Source organism: Microbacterium sp. NPDC056569, assembly GCF_042793475.1.
Classification (GTDB): Bacteria; Actinomycetota; Actinomycetes; order Actinomycetales; family Microbacteriaceae; genus Microbacterium.
Genome location: NZ_JBHTUV010000013.1, coordinates 85,575 through 100,707, shown reverse-complemented (window position 1 = coordinate 100,707; position 15,133 = coordinate 85,575). Strand labels below are relative to the sequence as shown.

The window sequence follows — 15,133 nt, the reverse complement described above, 5'->3', positions numbered from 1 at the left end:
CCGAGCTTCCGGAGTTCCCCACATGATCGCGCTCAACATCGCCCAGATCGCCCATGCCGTTTCGGGCGACGTGCACCTCGAAGACGGCGACACCCTCGACACCGTCGTGTCGGGGGCCGTCGACACCGACTCCCGCCTCATCGAGCCCGGCGGCGTGTTCGTCGCCAAGCCCGGCGAGGAGACCGACGGCCACCTGTTCGTCGACGCCGCCGTCGAGAGGGGCGCAGCCCTCGCCCTCGTCGAGCGGCGGGTGGCAGCATCCGTGTCCCAGATCGTCGTGCCCGACGTCGTCGAGGCGATCGCCGCCCTCGCACGCGAGGTCGTCACGCGGGTGAAGGATGCCGGTGACCTGCGCGTCGTCGGCATCACCGGGTCCAACGGCAAGACGACGACCAAGAACCTGCTCGCCCGGATCCTCGAGGGCGAGGGCGAGACCGTCTCGCCGAAGGCGTCGTTCAACAACGAGGTCGGAGCGCCGCTGACGATGCTGCGCGTCACCGACTCGACCACCTACCTGGTAAGCGAGTTCGGCGCGAGCGCGCCCGGCGAGATCGCCCGCCTCGCAGGCCTCGTCGACCCTGACGTCGGGGTTGTGCTCATGGTCGGAATGGCGCACGCCGGCGGCTTCGGCGGCATCGAGGCGACCTTCCACGCCAAGTCCGAGCTCGTCCGCGCGCTGGGCGCAGGGGGCGTGGCCGTCCTGAACGCCGACGACGCCCGCGTCGCCGCCATGGCGCCGATCGCCGCCGAGCAGGGCGCGAGCGTGCGCTGGTTCGGCCGCGGCCCCGCCGCCACCGATGTGCGTGCCGACGACGTCGTGGTCACGGCATCCGGAACCTCGTTCACCGTGACCGCCGACGGTGTCTCGCTGCCGCTGCGACTCCGCGTGCTGGGCGAGCACCACGTCATGAACGCGCTGGCCGCGATCGCCGCTGCGACGACCCTCGGGGTCTCGCTCGCGGACGCGGTCTCGCGCCTCGAGACCGTCGAGATCGCCGAGCGCTGGCGCATGCAGCCGCTCGGGTCGGAGCGCGTGCGCATCATCAACGACGCCTACAACGCCAGCCCCGACTCGATGGCGGCGGCCCTGCGCACCCTCGCGCAGATCACCGGGCCCGACGAGCGCACCGTCGCGGTGCTCGGCGCGATGAGCGAGCTCGGCGAGTACGCCGAGGAGGAGCACGACCGTGTCGGGCTGCTCGCGGTGAGACTCGGCATCCAGCGGATCGTGATCGTGGGCGACGCGGCGCGCCGCATGTACCTCGAGGCCGTCGCGCAGGGCTCGTGGGACAACGAGGCCGTCTTCTTCTCGACCGCCGACGAGGCGTTCGACTACCTCCAGGGCGAACTGCGCGACGGCGACCGCGTGCTGGTGAAGTCGTCCAACTCCGCAGGGCTCCGGTTCCTCGGCGATCGTCTGGGAGAATCGTTCTCGTGAGATCACTCCTTACTGCGGCGGCGATCTCGCTGGCTTTCACCCTTTTCCTCACCCCCGTGTTCCTGCGGCTCTTCCGCAAGTGGGGCTGGGGCCAGGTGATCCGCACGCCGGAAGACATCCGCAACCCCAACCACCAGACGAAGCGCGGCACGCCCACGATGGGCGGCACGATCTTCATCGTCGGCACGATCGTGGGCTACCTCGTCGGCTGCTACGTCGGCAACAACCCGCCCACCGTGTCGGGCCTGCTCGTGATCTGGATGATGGTGGGCCTCGGCGCCGTCGGCTTCATCGACGACTACATGAAGGTGCGCCAGCAGAAGTTCATGGGCCTGAGCGGGTGGCGCAAGGTCGCGGGGCAGGTCGCGGTCACCGTGCCGTTCGGCATCGTCGCGCTGAACTTCCCGAACCAGTTCGACCAGACGCCGGCCTCGCCGTACATCTCCGTCTTCAGGGATGTGCCCGCCTTGGGCTTCATGACCCTCGGCCTCGTCGTCGGCTGGATCCTCTACCTCGCGTGGGTGACGTTCATCGGCGTCGCGTTCTCCAACAGCACGAATGTGACCGACGGTCTCGACGGCATGGCCGCCGGCGCGGCGATCTTCGTCGTCGGCGCCTACAGCCTCATCGCGTTCTGGCAGTTCAATCAGGCGTGCTGGGGCGGCGACGCCCTCTCGGCGGCGGCGAAGGCCGCGTGCTATCCGACGCGCGACCCGTTCGACCTCGCGATCATCTCGGCGTCCTTCGTCGGTGCACTCGTCGGGTTCCTGTGGTGGAACGCCCCCAAGGCCAAGGTCTTCATGGGCGACGTGGGATCGATGGCCATCGGCGGCGTCATCGCGGCGATGGCGATCCTCACCCGCACCGAGCTGCTCGCCGTCCTCGTCGCCGGCGTCTTCATCATCGGCCCCGGCTCCGTGATCCTGCAGCGCCTCTACTTCAAGATCACGCGCGGCAAGCGCCTGTTCCTCATGAGCCCGTTCCACCACCATCTCGAGCTGCGGGGCTGGTCGGAGGTCACGATCGTCGTGCGCATGTGGATCATCGCCGGTCTCCTCGCGGTGTCGGGCGTCGGATTCTTCTACGTCGAATGGCTCTCCCGCACATGACCTCGCAGCGCCTCTCCGCCCTCACCAGCTGGAACGCCGACTGGAAGGGCCTGCGGGTCGCCGTGCTCGGCCTGTCGGTCACCGGCTTCTCCGTCGCCGACACGCTCGCCGAGCTCGGCGCCGATGTGCTCGTCGTGACCGAGAACGCCGACGAGGAGTACGAGCGCCTGCTGCCCGTCATCGGCGCGCGCCTCTGGACCGGACCGCTGTCGTCGGTTCCATCCGAGCTCGCCGACTTCGCGCCCGAGGTCGTCGTGGCGTCGCCGGGCTTCGCGCCGCAGCATCCGCTCATCTCGTGGGCGCGGCAGAACGACATCGCACTGTGGGGCGACGTCGAGCTCGCATGGCGCGTGCGCGACAAGGTGGTGCGGGCGGACGGCACCCCCGCCGACTGGATCCTCATCACCGGCACCAACGGCAAGACCACGACCACGCGGCTGGCGGCCACGATGCTCGTCGCGGGCGGGCTGCGCGCGGCGCCGGTCGGCAACATCGGCACCCCCGTGCTGGACGCCGTGCGCGACCCCTCCGGGTTCGACGCGCTCGTGGTCGAGCTGTCGAGCCACCAGCTCTGGTACCTCGGGCTGCAGGACACGTCCGACCCCGTGTCGCCGCACGCGGCCGTCTGCCTCAACCTCGCCGACGACCACCTCGAGTGGCACGGCTCGTTCGAGGAGTACCGCGCCGCCAAGGCGCACGTGTACGACAACACGCGCGTCGCGTGCGTGTACAACAAGGCGGATGCCGCCACCCAGGCGATGGTCGAAGACGCCGAGGTCGTCGAAGGCGCCCGCGCCATCGGCTTCGACCTCGGCGTGCCGGGACCGAGCGACCTCGGCGTGGTCGAGGGCATCGTCGTCGACCGCGCCTTCCTCGAGGACCGGCACAAGAGCGCGCTGGAGCTGACCACGGTCGAGGAGCTCGCCTCGCTCGGGCTCGCGGCGCCCCAGATCGTCGCGAACATCCTGGCCGCGGCGGCGCTCGCGCGATCGATGGATGTCGCACCCGCCGCGATCCGCGACGCGCTGCGCGGCTTCCGCCTCGACCCGCATCGCATCGAGGTCGTCGCGCGACACGAGGGCGTCACCTGGGTCGACGACTCCAAGGCGACCAACCCTCACGCCGCGGCGTCGTCGCTCGCGGCCTACCCGGGGGCCGTCTGGGTCGTCGGGGGACTGCTCAAGGGCGTCGACATCGCCGGCCTCGTCGCCGGCCGCGGTGCCGGTGCGAAGGCAGCGATCGTCATCGGCCTCGACCGCACGGCGGTCGTGGCCGCGTTCGAGCGACACGCGCCCGCAGTGCCCGTGTTCGAGGTCGACGCCGATGAGACTGAAGAGGTCATGGCGCAGGTCGTCGAACTGGCGGCAGGGGTGGCGCGTGACGGGGACGTGGTTCTCCTCGCTCCCGCTGCCGCATCCTTCGACCAGTTCGCGTCGTATGCGGACCGCGGTCGCAGATTCGCCGCCGCGGTGAGGGAACGGATCGGAACGGGGGACCCGGGTGACCACGACGCAGCCGCCGCGGACCCGGCCGACGCGCACCGCCCCGACGCAGCGGACCCCGAAGACATCGCCTGACAAGAGCGCCCGCCGCGGCCTCGCCGCGAGGGTGTCGCTGGGTCGCATCTTCGCGCCGGTGCCGAGCGAGTTCCTCCTCATCGCCTCGACGGCCCTGCTCCTGACCGTCTTCGGGCTCGTCATGGTCCTCTCGGCGACGTCCGCGATCGCGACCGCTCGCGGCGTGGCGCCGTGGGAGGACGTCATCAAGCAGGTCGCGTTCGCCGCGATCGGCATCCCGCTGATGTTCATCGCCAGCCGACTGCCGCTGACCTTCTGGAAGCGGGTCGCCTGGCCGGCGCTGGTCGCGGCCATCGCCTTCCAGCTGCTCGTGTTCACGCCACTCGGCATCGACATGGACGGAAACCGCAACTGGATCAACATCGCCGGCGTGCAGGCGCAGCCGTCGGAGTTCCTCAAGCTCGCGCTGGCGATCTGGGTCGCATTCGTCCTCTTCCGCAAGCGCACGCTCCTCGCCGACTGGCGCCACGTGTACATCCCGCTCGTGCCGGTGGCCGGGCTCGCCATCGCGACGGTGATCGCGGGCAGGGACCTCGGAACGGCGATGATCCTCGTGCTCGTCGTCCTCGGGGCGCTCTTCTTCTCCGGGGTGAAGCTCCGTGTCTTCATCCTGCCCCTCGTGGCGGCCGTCGGCTTCGTCTCGTTCTACTTCGTGACCAGCCCCGACCGCATGCGGCGGTTCATGAGCTTCCTCAACCCGAACTGCCTCGACGACTACTTCAACGACTGCTACCAGCCCCTGCACGGCATCTGGGGACTCGCGAGCGGCGGGATCTTCGGACTGGGCCTCGGCAACTCGCGCGAGAAGTACGACTGGCTGCCCGCCGCCGCGAACGACTACATCTTCGCGATCGTCGGGGAGGAGCTGGGTCTCATCGGCTGCGCGGTCGTGCTCACCCTGTTCGCCCTCTTCGCGGTCGGCGCGTTCCACGTGATCCGCAAGACCGACGACCCGTTCGTGCGGATCGCCGCGGGTGGCATCACGGTGTGGATCGTCGGCCAGGCGCTCATCAACATCGGCGTCGTGCTGCGGGTGTTCCCGGTGCTCGGCGTTCCGCTGCCGTTCATGTCGCAGGGCGGCACGTCGCTGCTTTCGGTGCTCGTGGCCTCTGGCGTGCTGCTCGCGTTCGCCCGCTCGCTGCCGGCGTCCGTCGCCCGACGCGAGGCGCGCATCGCCGAGGCGCGCGCCGCGCGCGAGCGCGCGAAGCTGCACGCCGTCCGCTGAGACCGGCACGCGCGGGGGCCCGGGTAGGCTCGGGGAGTGACGACGTACCTCCTCGCCGGCGGCGGCACCGCCGGCCACGTCAACCCGCTCCTGGCTGTCGCCGACGCGTTGCGCGCGCGCGACCCCGAGGCCGAGGTGCTCGTCCTCGGCACCCGTGAAGGGCTCGAGGCGCGGCTCGTGCCCGAGCGCGGCTACGAGCTGCTGTTCGTCGACAAGGTGCCGTTCCCGCGCCGCCCGAACAAGGCGGCAGCCGCGTTCCCGGCGCGCTTCCCGCGCGCGATCTCGCAGGTGCGCGCGCACATCGCGCAGCGCGGCGTTGACGTCGTTGTCGGCTTCGGCGGGTACGCGTCGGCCCCGGCCTACGTCGCGGCGCGCCGTGAGCGCGTGCCGTTCGTCGTGCACGAGGCGAACGCCCGCCCGGGACTCGCGAACGTGCTCGGGGCCCGCCGGGCCGCCGGCGTCGGAGTCGCGTTCGAGGGGACGCCGCTCAAGCGCTCGAGAGTCGTGGGGATGCCGCTTCGCCGCGAGATCGTGACGCTCGACCGCGACGCGCTCCGCGACGAGGCCGCCGGGTACTTCGGGCTCGACCCCGCGAAGCCGGTTCTGCTCGTGTTCGGCGGATCCCTCGGCGCTGCGCGACTCAACGCCGCCTTCGGCGAGGGACACGGCGAGGGCTGGCGCGACGTGCTCGACGCGGGGTGGCAGCTGCTGCACGTGACCGGCGAGCGCTCCGAGCTTGCCGACCCCGCTGCGCCCGGTTATGCCGTCCGTCGCTACGTCGACCGCATGGACCTCGCGTTCGCGCTGGCCGACTTCATCGTGTCGCGCTCCGGCGCCGCGACCGTGAGCGAGATCAGCGCGCTGGGCATCCCGACGGCCTACGTCCCGTACGCCGTCGGCAACGGCGAGCAGGCGCTCAACGCCGCCTCCGCCGTCCGCGCCGGAGCGGCGATCCTGATTCCGGATGACGAGTTCACAGGAGACCGCGTGCGCTCGCAGGTCGTGCCGCTCCTGGCCGATGAGACCCGTCGCACGGCGATGGCGGCGGCGGCAGCATCCGTCGGCACCCGCACCGGAACCGAGAACGTCGTGGCGATGATCGACGAGGCGCTCGGCGCCTGAGACGATCGGACGCACGCCGACACTCCGGGATGACGGCGATGGGCGAGCGGAGGCCGATGGTGCGTGCGACGATGCGGGCTGTTGCGGTCCTCCTGACCGGCGCGGGCGTGGTCGCGCTGGCCGGCTGCGTCGTGGGTCCGGGTGCGCCGAAAGGCGGACCGACGCCGGCGTCCTTCCTCGAGCGCGAGCAGCTGCCGTCGTGCGGCACGGTCGAGCTCACGCAGGGCGAGGAGATCCCGACAGCCGACATCGCGTGCCTCGAGGAGGCGACATCGGCCGGGGCGGAGCTGGCCGTGACCCGGCCGACCGTCGAGGGCGATCCGGTGACGGAGTACTACCGTGTTCTGCCCGGCGGCGGCTGGGAGATCTACACCGACATGACCCGAGATGCGTACGGCGAGGGATGGTGGCTCAACGACTGCCCCGATGCGCTGTCGATGACGCAGCTCGGCGAGTGCACCAGCACCCGCCTGTGATCAGGCGCCCGCAGGGACGCCGGGGCTGCGCAGCGCCGCGGTGACGACGGCGAGCGCTTCTTCGGCGTCGAGGTGGAGGTCGCGCACCTGCGCGGCGAACGCCGCGGCCGCGCGCTGCAGCTGCTGACGCGCGGGGTCGGCGTCGAAGGAGACGAACGTGCCGTTGCGGCCGCGCGTCTCGATGATGCCGGATGCCTCGAGCTCGCGGTACGCGCGGGCGACCGTGCCGGGCGCGATGCCCAGGTCTTCGGCGAGGCGGCGCACCGTGGGCAGCCGTGCCCCCGCGGCCAGCTCGCCCGAGCCGACGGCGTCGACCAGGCCCGTGCGCAGCTGCTCGAACGGCGGGACAGGGGAGGAGGGGTCGATGACGGCGGACGACATCTCGAACTCTCCGGACATGATCCGATTGTGTCGCCGCCTGTATCAATGTGTCAACACAAATCCGGTCGCCGCGCCCGACGCGGCCAGCGCGCCGGGGGCGCAGCATCCGTGACCCAACTTAGACTTGACCGGTCATGATCAGACCCGATCTCACTCTTCCCATTCCCGACGACATCACCGCCGCCCACTTCATCGGAATCGGCGGATCCGGCATGTCGGGGCTCGCCCGCATGTATCTGGAGCGCGGCGTCCGCGTCTCGGGCTCCGACCGCGTCGACAGCAAAGCGCTGCGCGAGCTCGCCGAGCTCGGCGCGACGGTACACGTCGGACACGACGCCGCGAACCTCGATGACGACGTCGACACCGTCGTGCACACCGGTGCGATCTGGCCCGAGAACCCCGAGTTCGTGCTCGCCAAGGAGCGCGGCCTGCACGTCATCCACCGCTCGCAGGCGCTGTACTGGCTGATCGGCGGGCGTCGGCTCGTCTCGGTCGCCGGGGCGCACGGCAAGACCACGTCGACCGGAATGATCGTCACGGCGCTGCGCGACCTCGGCGTCGAGCCGACCTTCGTGAACGGCGGCGTCATCGCCCAGCTGGGCGTGTCGAGCGGGAGCGGATCGGACGAGCTGTTCGTCATCGAAGCCGACGAGTCGGACGGCACGTTCCTCCTCTACGACACGTCCATCGCGCTCATCACGAACGTCGACCCCGACCACCTGGACCACTGGGGCACGCGTGATGCGTTCTACGCGGCGTTCGCCCGGTTCGCGAACGAGGCCCGCGAGGCGGTCGTCATCTCATCCGACGACGCGGGCGCACAGCTCGTCGCGGCCCGGCTGACCCACCCCCACGTCGTGACCTTCGGCGAGGCCGAGGACGCCACGGTGCGCGTGAGCGACATCGTGACCGACGGCCCGGTGTCGTTCCGCATCACCTACGACGGCGTCACCGTCGAGGCGGCGCTGCCGGTGCCCGGCGCCCACAACGCGATCAACGCCGCCGGCGCGATCGCCGTGCTGCTCACACTCGGCCACGCCCTCGAGCCCGCCGTTCGCGCGGTCGAGGGCTTCGCGGGCACGGTCCGTCGATTCGAGCTGCACGGAGTCGAGCGCGGCGTCAGCGTCTTCGACGACTACGCCCACCACCCGACGGAGGTGGCAGCGGCGCTCGCGGCCGCGCGCACCGTCGTCGGCGACGGACGCCTCATCGCGATCCAGCAGCCGCACACGTACTCGCGCACGCAGGAGATGTACCGCGAGTTCGCGGAGGTCCTCGAGTCCTACGCCGACCACACCGTCATGCTCGACGTCTACGGCGCCCGGGAGGACCCCGTGCCCGGCGTGACCGGCGAGCTGGTCAGCGGCGCGTTCGCCGATCCGTCGCACGTGCACTATGTGCCCGACTGGCAGGAGGCCGCCGACTACACGGCGTCGGTCGCGCGCGACGGCGACTACGTCATCACGCTCGGGTGCGGCAACGTGTACCTCATCATCCCGCAGGTGCTCGAGGCGCTCGGACGCGAAGGCGCGGAGGCGTAGGGGCCGCATGCGCCGCCCGTCGCCGTTGCCGCAGTCGCCGGTCGCCTCGCGCGGCACGGCGCAGCCGGCCGCGCCGGAGCCCGAGCCGGCGCCGGAGCGCCGGGTTGCAGAGCCGGAGCCCGACGAGAACCCCACCGCCCCGGTCATCCCGCTGGCGTCGCCGTCCCCGCTGCCCGACGCGAAGCCGCCTGCCGACGCCGATACGGCGGACGAGGGAACGGATGCTGCGCAGGTGGGCTTCCGCGAGGTCTGGAAGGCCGCCCGTGCCCGGCGCAAGGCGCTGCGCGCCGAGATCCGCCGCTTCACCGTGCGCCAGCGACGCCGGCGCGCGGTGTGGCTCGGGGCGGCAGCATCCGTGCTCATTCTCGCCCTCGGCACCCTCGGCGCCGCGTACAGTCCGCTGTTCGGGGTGGAGAAGATCACCGTCGTGGGCGCGCAGCAGCTCGCCGAGGCCGACGTCGCAGGCGCCCTGTCGGGGCAGCTCGGCACCCCGCTGCCGCTCGTCGACGAGAGCGCGATCAAGGCCGAGCTCGTCGCCTTCCCCCTGATCGAGACCTATGCGCTCGAGGCGCGCCCGCCGCACGAGCTCGTGGTGCGCATCGTCGAGCGCACGCCGATCGGGCTGATCGAGGGCCGCGCCGGCTACACGCTCGTCGACGCTGCGGGGGTCGCGCTGTCCACGACGGCGACCCCGAGCCCCGGCACCCCGGTGCTCACGATCACCGGCGGCGTCGACTCGGACGCGTTCGTCGCGGCCGGCCAGGTCATGCGATCGCTTCCGGACGAGATCCGCGCGCAGGTGACGGGGGTCACGGCGTCGACTCCGGACGACGTGACGCTCGAGCTCGGCGGCACGAACACGCAGGTGGTGTGGGGGAGTGCGGAGGAATCGGCCGACAAGGCCTTCGCGCTCCAGAAGATCATGGCCGCACGGCCTCCCGCCGACGTGTTCTCGTACGACGTCTCGTCACCGGACGCCGTCGTCGTCCGCTGACGAATCGGCGTCGCTCCGGCGACTTCGGGTACCGGATGCCGCGACACGCCGTCTCGGTCCGAGCGCGCGCGCGGCATCCGCCTACTTTCGTGACAAAGGAATTGCATACCGGGCAATTCTTTATACCTCTACTAGAGGTTGAAGGTTTAGACAGGTCCAGGGCTACGGAGGCCGGCATGAGCCAGAACCAGAACTACCTCGCCGTCATCAAGGTGGTCGGCGTCGGCGGCGGCGGAGTGAACGCGGTCAACCGCATGATCGAGCTCGGCCTGCGGGGCGTCGAGTTCATCGCCATCAACACCGACGCCCAGGCGCTGCTCATGAGCGACGCCGACGTCAAGCTCGACGTGGGGCGTGAGCTGACCCGAGGGCTCGGCGCGGGTGCCGACCCCGAGGTGGGCCGCCGCGCCGCCGAGGACCACGCGGAGGAGATCGAAGAGGCGCTGCGCGGCGCCGACATGGTCTTCGTCACCGCGGGCGAAGGCGGCGGCACCGGCACCGGCGGCGCTCCGGTCGTCGCGAAGATCGCGAAGTCGATAGGAGCACTCACGATCGGTGTCGTGACGAAGCCCTTCTCGTTCGAGGGTCGCCGGCGCCAGCAGCAGGCCGAGTCGGGCGTCGCACGCCTGAAGGAAGAGGTCGACACCCTCATCGTGGTGCCGAACGACCGCCTCCTCGAGATCAGCGACCGCGGCATCTCGATGATCGAGGCCTTCGCCACGGCGGACCAGGTCCTCCTCGCCGGTGTGCAGGGCATCACCGACCTGATCACGACCCCCGGTCTCATCAACCTCGACTTCGCCGACGTCAAGTCGGTCATGCAGGGAGCGGGATCGGCCCTCATGGGCATCGGCTCGGCACGGGGGGCGGATCGCGCCATCAAGGCCGCCGAGCTCGCCGTCGAATCGCCCCTGCTCGAGGCCTCGATCGAGGGCGCGCACGGCGTGCTGCTGTCCATCCAGGGCGGTTCGAACCTCGGCATCTTCGAGATCAACGACGCGGCGCAGCTCGTCAAGGAGGCCGCGCACCCCGAGGCGAACATCATCTTCGGAACCGTCATCGACGACACGCTGGGCGACGAGGTGCGCGTCACCGTCATCGCGGCGGGCTTCGACGGCGGCGAGCCCCAGGCGCGCATCGAGCCCATCACGGCCGCCCGCATCGTGTCGACGCCCGCGCTGCCGGTGACCTCCGCCGACGAGGCTGCGAAGGACCGCGACATCGTCGAGACCCCCGCCGTGCCGGTGGCGGTCGGCGCGGTGACCGAGTCGTCGTACGACACCGCCTTCAGCGACGACGACCTCGACATCCCCGACTTCCTCAAGTAAGTGGGCCTCGCCGACCGTCTCGCGGCGATCGATGAGCGGATCGCGGATGCTGCGCGCGCGGCCGGCCGCGATCCCTCAGGGCTCACCCGCATCGTCGTGACGAAGTTCCACCCCGCCTCGCTCGTCGAGGAGCTGTACGGGCTGGGCGTGCGCGACGTGGGGGAGAACCGTCAGCAGGAATTCAGCCGCAAGGCCGGCGAGGTCGGAGACCTCGCCGGCCTGCGCTGGCACTTCATCGGGCAGGCGCAGACCAACAAGGCGCGGGCGATCCGGGCGGCAGCATCCGTCGTCCACTCGCTCGACCGCACGCGCCTCGCCGACGCGCTGCACGCCGCCGCCGAGGCCGGCGAGCCGGTGCTCGACGTGCTGCTGCAGGTGAACCTCACCGACGACCCGGGTCGCGGCGGCGTCGAGCCCGACGAGCTCGAGGCCCTCGCCGCCCACACCGCGGCGCTGCCCTCGCTCCGCGTGCGCGGAGTGATGGCGGTGGCACCGCTGGACGCGCCGCCGGCCCCGGCGTTCGAGCGCCTGCAGGGGCTCTCGGCGGTGGTGCGCTCGGTCGTCACCGATGCCGGCTGGATCTCGGCGGGCATGACGGCGGACTTCGCGGAGGCGATCGCCGCCGGCGCGACACACCTACGCATCGGTTCGGCAATCACCGGACCCAGACCCGAACGCGGTTAGCCTCGGAACAGATGAGCACTACGGAGGATCAGATGTCGAACCCGCTCAAGAAGACCATGGTGTACCTCGGACTCGCCGACGAGGAAGAGGTCTACGAAGAGCCGGCCCCTCAGCCGCGTGCTCGCAAGACGGAGCAGCTCGTCGAGAAGCCGGCCGCTCCCGTGACGCCGATCCACCGTCCCGCCGTCGTCCGTCAGCCGGCGCCCGCGGCGATCAACGAGATCCTCACGGTGCACCCCAAGCAATACCGCGATGCCCAGGTCATCGCCGAGAACTTCCGTGACGGCATCCCCGTCATCATCAACCTCTCGCAGATGAGCGACGCCGACGCGCGACGCCTGATCGACTTCGCGAGCGGCCTGTCGCTCGGCCTGTACGGACGCATCGAGCGGGTCACCAGCAAGGTGTTCCTGCTCTCGCCCGAGAACGTGGCCGTGTCGGGCGACGGAGCGGTCGCACAGGCGGATCCGGAGTCGGTTCCGTTCGCGCAGCCGTAGTCTGGCTACGTGGCCGTCGTCCAACTCATCGCAGCGATCCTCAACCTCGCGCTGCTCCTCTATGTCTTCGTGTTGCTCGCGCGGCTGGTCCTCGACTGGATCCCGTTCTTCAACCGCGAGTGGCGCCCGCGGGGCGCCGGCCTCGTCGCCGCCGAGATCATCTACACCGTCACCGACCCGCCGATCCGGCTGTTCCGGCGCTTCATCCCGCCGCTGCGGGTGGGTGCGATCGCGATCGACTTCGGGTTCGCGCTGACGATGCTGCTGTGCTTCATCCTGCTCAGCATCACCCGCACCATCGCGGGCTGAATCCGACTCATTCCGACCCGCTCGTCGGCTTCGACACTCTCAGAACCGATGACTATGCTTTGCTGATACGAACGGCCGCCAGCCGGCGGTCGCCCCGACATCGGCCAGCGACCAGACGCTCGAAAGAGGAATCACCATGGCATTGTCCCCCGATGACGTCGTCACCAAGCAGTTCCAGCACGTCCGCTTCAAGGAGGGCTTCGACCCGGATGAGGTGGACGACTTCCTCGACGAGATCGTCGTGGAGTGGCGCAAGGCTCTCACCGAGAACGAGGAGCTGAAGGCCAAGCTGGCGGCGTACGAGTCGGGTGCTGCAGCGCCTGCCCCGGCTCCCGCCCCGGCGCCTGTCGCCGAGGCCGCCCCGGTCGGCGGTGCCGGTCCCGCCGCGAGCGCCGGCATCATCGAGCTGGCTCAGCGTCTGCACGACGAGCACGTCGCCGAGGGCATCGCGCAGCGCGACCAGCTCATCTCCGACGCCAAGTCGCAGGCCGCGTCGATCGTGTCCGAGGCCGAGACCCGCGGTCGCGAGGAGCTCTCGAAGCTCGAGCGCGAGCGCACCACCCTCGAGGGCCGCATCTCCGAGCTCCGCAACTTCGAGCGCGACTGCCGCGCACAGCTGCGCAGCTACATCGAGGGCAAGCTGCGCGACCTCGAGACCACGGCGACGGCGTCCGGCGCACAGCCGGTCTCCGCGCTGGGCCTCTAGGCCTTGTCGCGCCGACCTCCCCTTCGTCAGGCGGCGGCCGGCACCATCATCGCGGTTCTCGCGGTGCTGGTGCTGGCCGCCGACCAGTTGGCGAAGTACCTCGCCCTCGAGAACCTGCCCTACCAGGAGCCGGTCGAGGTCCTCGGCGACTTCCTGAGCTTCTACCTGACGCGCAACCCCGGCGCCGCCTTCTCGCTCGGCGAGGAGGTCACGTGGATCTTCACGATCGCGCTGGCCGCCGTCGCCATCGTGATCGGGTGGCTCGCCGCGACGCGGGTGCGCTCGCGGCTGTGGGCGGTCGCCCTCGGACTCCTCCTCGGCGGGGTTCTGGGCAACCTCACCGACCGACTGTTCCGTGACCCGGGCTTCGGCGTCGGGCACGTCGTCGACTTCATCAACACGCCGTGGATGTGGTTCTTCCCCGGCATGTCACCGGCGATCTACAACGTCGCCGACATCTTCATCGTGTGCGACATGATCGCGATCGCACTCTTGGTACTCGTGGGGGTTCACATGGACGGTACGCGCGACCACGGCCGCAAGGACGAGAACGAGAGCGAGAGCGACGAGACGCTCCTGGGCGCCGAGGGCGACCAGTTCGCCTCGGGCGGAACCGTGGAGGGCTTCGGTGACGAGTTCCCCGTCGCGGACCCGGATGCCGGCATCCCGGCCGCCGAGCGCGGGCTGCCGCCGCTCAGCGACGCCGAGCAGCGGGCGGTGGAGGAAGAGGCCGAGCGGGAGGCCGAGGAGTACGAGGCCGAGCACGAGGCGGGCGACGATCCGAAGCGGCCCGAATCCGGCGCCCAGCTCTGACGTGGACTCCCGCAGTCTTCCCGTTCCCGACGGCCTCGACGGCAGTCGCGTCGACGCGGCCCTCGCCAAGATGCTCGGGTTCTCCCGCACCTTCGCTGCCGAGGTCGCCGAGGCCGGCGGCGTGACGATGGACGGGCGAACTCTGTCGAAGTCGGACAAGCTGCGCGGCGGCGCCTGGCTCGACGTGTCTTGGGCGCCGAAGGAGGAGCCGCGGGTCGTGCCGGTGGAGGTGCCCGACCTCGGCATCGTGTACGACGACGACGACATCGTGGTGGTCGACAAGCCCTCGGGCGTCGCGGCGCACCCGTCGCTCGGCTGGGACGGGCCGACGGTCCTCGGCGCCCTCGCCGCCGGCGGCTACCGCATCGCGACGACGGGCGCGGCGGAGCGCCAGGGCGTCGTGCACCGCCTCGACGTCGGCACGAGCGGGCTGATGGTCGTCGCGAAGACCGAGCGGGCGTATGTCGCGCTCAAACGCGCCTTCAAGGAGCGCGAGGTCGACAAGATCTACCACGCCGTCGTGCAGGGCCACCCCGACCCGCTCGCCGGCACCATCGACGCGCCGATCGGACGGCATCCGTCCCACTCGTGGAAGTTCGCCGTGACCCCTGACGGCAAGGACTCCGTCACGCACTACGAGACGCTGGAGGCGTTCCCCGGCGCGTCGCTGCTCGAGATCCACCTCGAGACCGGACGCACGCATCAGATCCGCGTGCACATGGCCGCCCACCGCCACCCGTGCGTCGGCGATCCGCTCTACGGCGCAGACCCGACGATGTCGGCGCGGCTGGGCCTCACGCGCCAGTGGCTGCACGCGCACGAGCTCTCGTTCGCACACCCGGCGACGGGGGACTGGGTCACCTTCACGTCGGACTATCCGGCCGACCTCGCCCACGCGCTGGACGTGCTGCGCGGCGACTGATCCCTGAGGCT

General features: G+C 70.7%; 16 protein-coding genes. 15 read left to right on the top strand and 1 reads right to left on the bottom strand.

Features of this window, described 5'->3' with window-relative positions; genetic code table 11:
• The first annotated feature begins 22 nt into the window (after nt 1-22).
• The 6 genes from murF to ACFQ7C_RS15755 are packed head-to-tail and all read left to right on the top strand — an operon-like array spanning nt 23 to nt 6,947.
• Entirely contained in the window at nt 23-1,438 is a 1,416-nt protein-coding gene (gene murF, locus ACFQ7C_RS15780) for a UDP-N-acetylmuramoyl-tripeptide--D-alanyl-D-alanine ligase (protein WP_378903172.1), read from the top strand.
• Entirely contained in the window at nt 1,435-2,547 is a 1,113-nt protein-coding gene (mraY, locus tag ACFQ7C_RS15775) for a phospho-N-acetylmuramoyl-pentapeptide-transferase (RefSeq protein ID WP_378903169.1), read from the top strand. The genes murF and mraY overlap by 4 nt, the downstream gene beginning before the upstream one ends.
• The gene (gene murD, locus ACFQ7C_RS15770) at nt 2,544-4,124 is read left to right on the top strand and encodes a UDP-N-acetylmuramoyl-L-alanine--D-glutamate ligase (protein WP_378903166.1); all 1,581 of its coding nucleotides are present in this window, start codon (nt 2,544-2,546) and stop codon (nt 4,122-4,124) included. Before mraY ends, murD begins: the two co-directional genes overlap by 4 nt.
• Complete coding sequence (gene ftsW, locus ACFQ7C_RS15765; RefSeq protein ID WP_378903163.1) at nt 4,048-5,349, top strand: putative lipid II flippase FtsW; 1,302 nt, start codon at nt 4,048-4,050, stop codon at nt 5,347-5,349. Before murD ends, ftsW begins: the two co-directional genes overlap by 77 nt.
• A gap of 36 nt (nt 5,350-5,385) precedes the next feature.
• The gene (locus ACFQ7C_RS15760) at nt 5,386-6,471 is read left to right on the top strand and encodes a glycosyltransferase (protein WP_378903160.1); all 1,086 of its coding nucleotides are present in this window, start codon (nt 5,386-5,388) and stop codon (nt 6,469-6,471) included.
• 29 nt (nt 6,472-6,500) lie between these two features.
• The gene (locus ACFQ7C_RS15755; RefSeq protein ID WP_378903157.1) at nt 6,501-6,947 is read left to right on the top strand and encodes a hypothetical protein; all 447 of its coding nucleotides are present in this window, start codon (nt 6,501-6,503) and stop codon (nt 6,945-6,947) included.
• Here the strand turns inward: ACFQ7C_RS15755 and ACFQ7C_RS15750 are convergent, their stop codons facing one another.
• Entirely contained in the window at nt 6,948-7,346 is a 399-nt protein-coding gene (locus tag ACFQ7C_RS15750) for a GntR family transcriptional regulator (protein WP_378903154.1), read from the bottom strand.
• Nucleotides 7,347-7,462: 116 nt separating this feature from the next.
• Here ACFQ7C_RS15750 and murC point away from each other — a divergent pair, with 116 nt between their 5' ends.
• The 9 genes from murC to ACFQ7C_RS15705 all read left to right on the top strand — a co-directional run bounded on the left by murC (nt 7,463) and on the right by ACFQ7C_RS15705 (nt 15,122).
• Nucleotides 7,463-8,869, top strand: coding sequence for a UDP-N-acetylmuramate--L-alanine ligase (gene murC / locus ACFQ7C_RS15745; protein WP_378903151.1), 1,407 nt, complete (start codon nt 7,463-7,465; stop codon nt 8,867-8,869).
• A gap of 7 nt (nt 8,870-8,876) precedes the next feature.
• The gene (locus ACFQ7C_RS15740) at nt 8,877-9,863 is read left to right on the top strand and encodes an FtsQ-type POTRA domain-containing protein (RefSeq protein ID WP_378903148.1); all 987 of its coding nucleotides are present in this window, start codon (nt 8,877-8,879) and stop codon (nt 9,861-9,863) included.
• 176 nt (nt 9,864-10,039) lie between these two features.
• Entirely contained in the window at nt 10,040-11,191 is a 1,152-nt protein-coding gene (ftsZ, locus tag ACFQ7C_RS15735; RefSeq protein ID WP_378903145.1) for a cell division protein FtsZ, read from the top strand.
• On the top strand, nt 11,192-11,875 hold the full coding sequence (locus ACFQ7C_RS15730) for a YggS family pyridoxal phosphate-dependent enzyme (RefSeq protein ID WP_378903142.1): 684 nt from the start codon (nt 11,192-11,194) through the stop codon (nt 11,873-11,875). It begins immediately after the preceding gene.
• Nucleotides 11,876-11,907: 32 nt separating this feature from the next.
• Nucleotides 11,908-12,372 carry a cell division protein SepF gene (locus tag ACFQ7C_RS15725; RefSeq protein ID WP_378903264.1) on the top strand — a complete coding sequence of 155 codons (465 nt, stop codon included), beginning with the start codon at nt 11,908-11,910 and terminating at the stop codon, nt 12,370-12,372.
• Nucleotides 12,373-12,381: 9 nt separating this feature from the next.
• On the top strand, nt 12,382-12,681 hold the full coding sequence (locus tag ACFQ7C_RS15720) for a YggT family protein (protein WP_378903139.1): 300 nt from the start codon (nt 12,382-12,384) through the stop codon (nt 12,679-12,681).
• Between the two features lie 136 nt (nt 12,682-12,817).
• On the top strand, nt 12,818-13,387 hold the full coding sequence (locus ACFQ7C_RS15715) for a DivIVA domain-containing protein (protein ID WP_378903136.1): 570 nt from the start codon (nt 12,818-12,820) through the stop codon (nt 13,385-13,387).
• Between the two features lie 3 nt (nt 13,388-13,390).
• Complete coding sequence (lspA, locus tag ACFQ7C_RS15710; protein ID WP_378903133.1) at nt 13,391-14,200, top strand: signal peptidase II; 810 nt, start codon at nt 13,391-13,393, stop codon at nt 14,198-14,200.
• 1 nt (nt 14,201) lies between these two features.
• Entirely contained in the window at nt 14,202-15,122 is a 921-nt protein-coding gene (locus ACFQ7C_RS15705; RefSeq protein WP_378903130.1) for an RluA family pseudouridine synthase, read from the top strand.
• The last annotated feature ends 11 nt before the right edge of the window (nt 15,123-15,133 follow it).

Coding starts and splice junctions, on each gene's coding strand:
- murF (WP_378903172.1), top strand. CDS start 23: ATGATCGCGCTCAACATCGCCCAGATCGCCCATGCCGTTTCGGGCGAC.
- murD (WP_378903166.1), top strand. CDS start 2,544: ATGACCTCGCAGCGCCTCTCCGCCCTCACCAGCTGGAACGCCGACTGG.
- ACFQ7C_RS15755 (WP_378903157.1), top strand. CDS start 6,501: ATGACGGCGATGGGCGAGCGGAGGCCGATGGTGCGTGCGACGATGCGG.
- ACFQ7C_RS15750 (WP_378903154.1), bottom strand. CDS start 7,346: ATGTCCGGAGAGTTCGAGATGTCGTCCGCCGTCATCGACCCCTCCTCC.
- murC (WP_378903151.1), top strand. CDS start 7,463: ATGATCAGACCCGATCTCACTCTTCCCATTCCCGACGACATCACCGCC.
- ACFQ7C_RS15740 (WP_378903148.1), top strand. CDS start 8,877: ATGCGCCGCCCGTCGCCGTTGCCGCAGTCGCCGGTCGCCTCGCGCGGC.
- ftsZ (WP_378903145.1), top strand. CDS start 10,040: ATGAGCCAGAACCAGAACTACCTCGCCGTCATCAAGGTGGTCGGCGTC.
- ACFQ7C_RS15725 (WP_378903264.1), top strand. CDS start 11,908: ATGTCGAACCCGCTCAAGAAGACCATGGTGTACCTCGGACTCGCCGAC.
- ACFQ7C_RS15715 (WP_378903136.1), top strand. CDS start 12,818: ATGGCATTGTCCCCCGATGACGTCGTCACCAAGCAGTTCCAGCACGTC.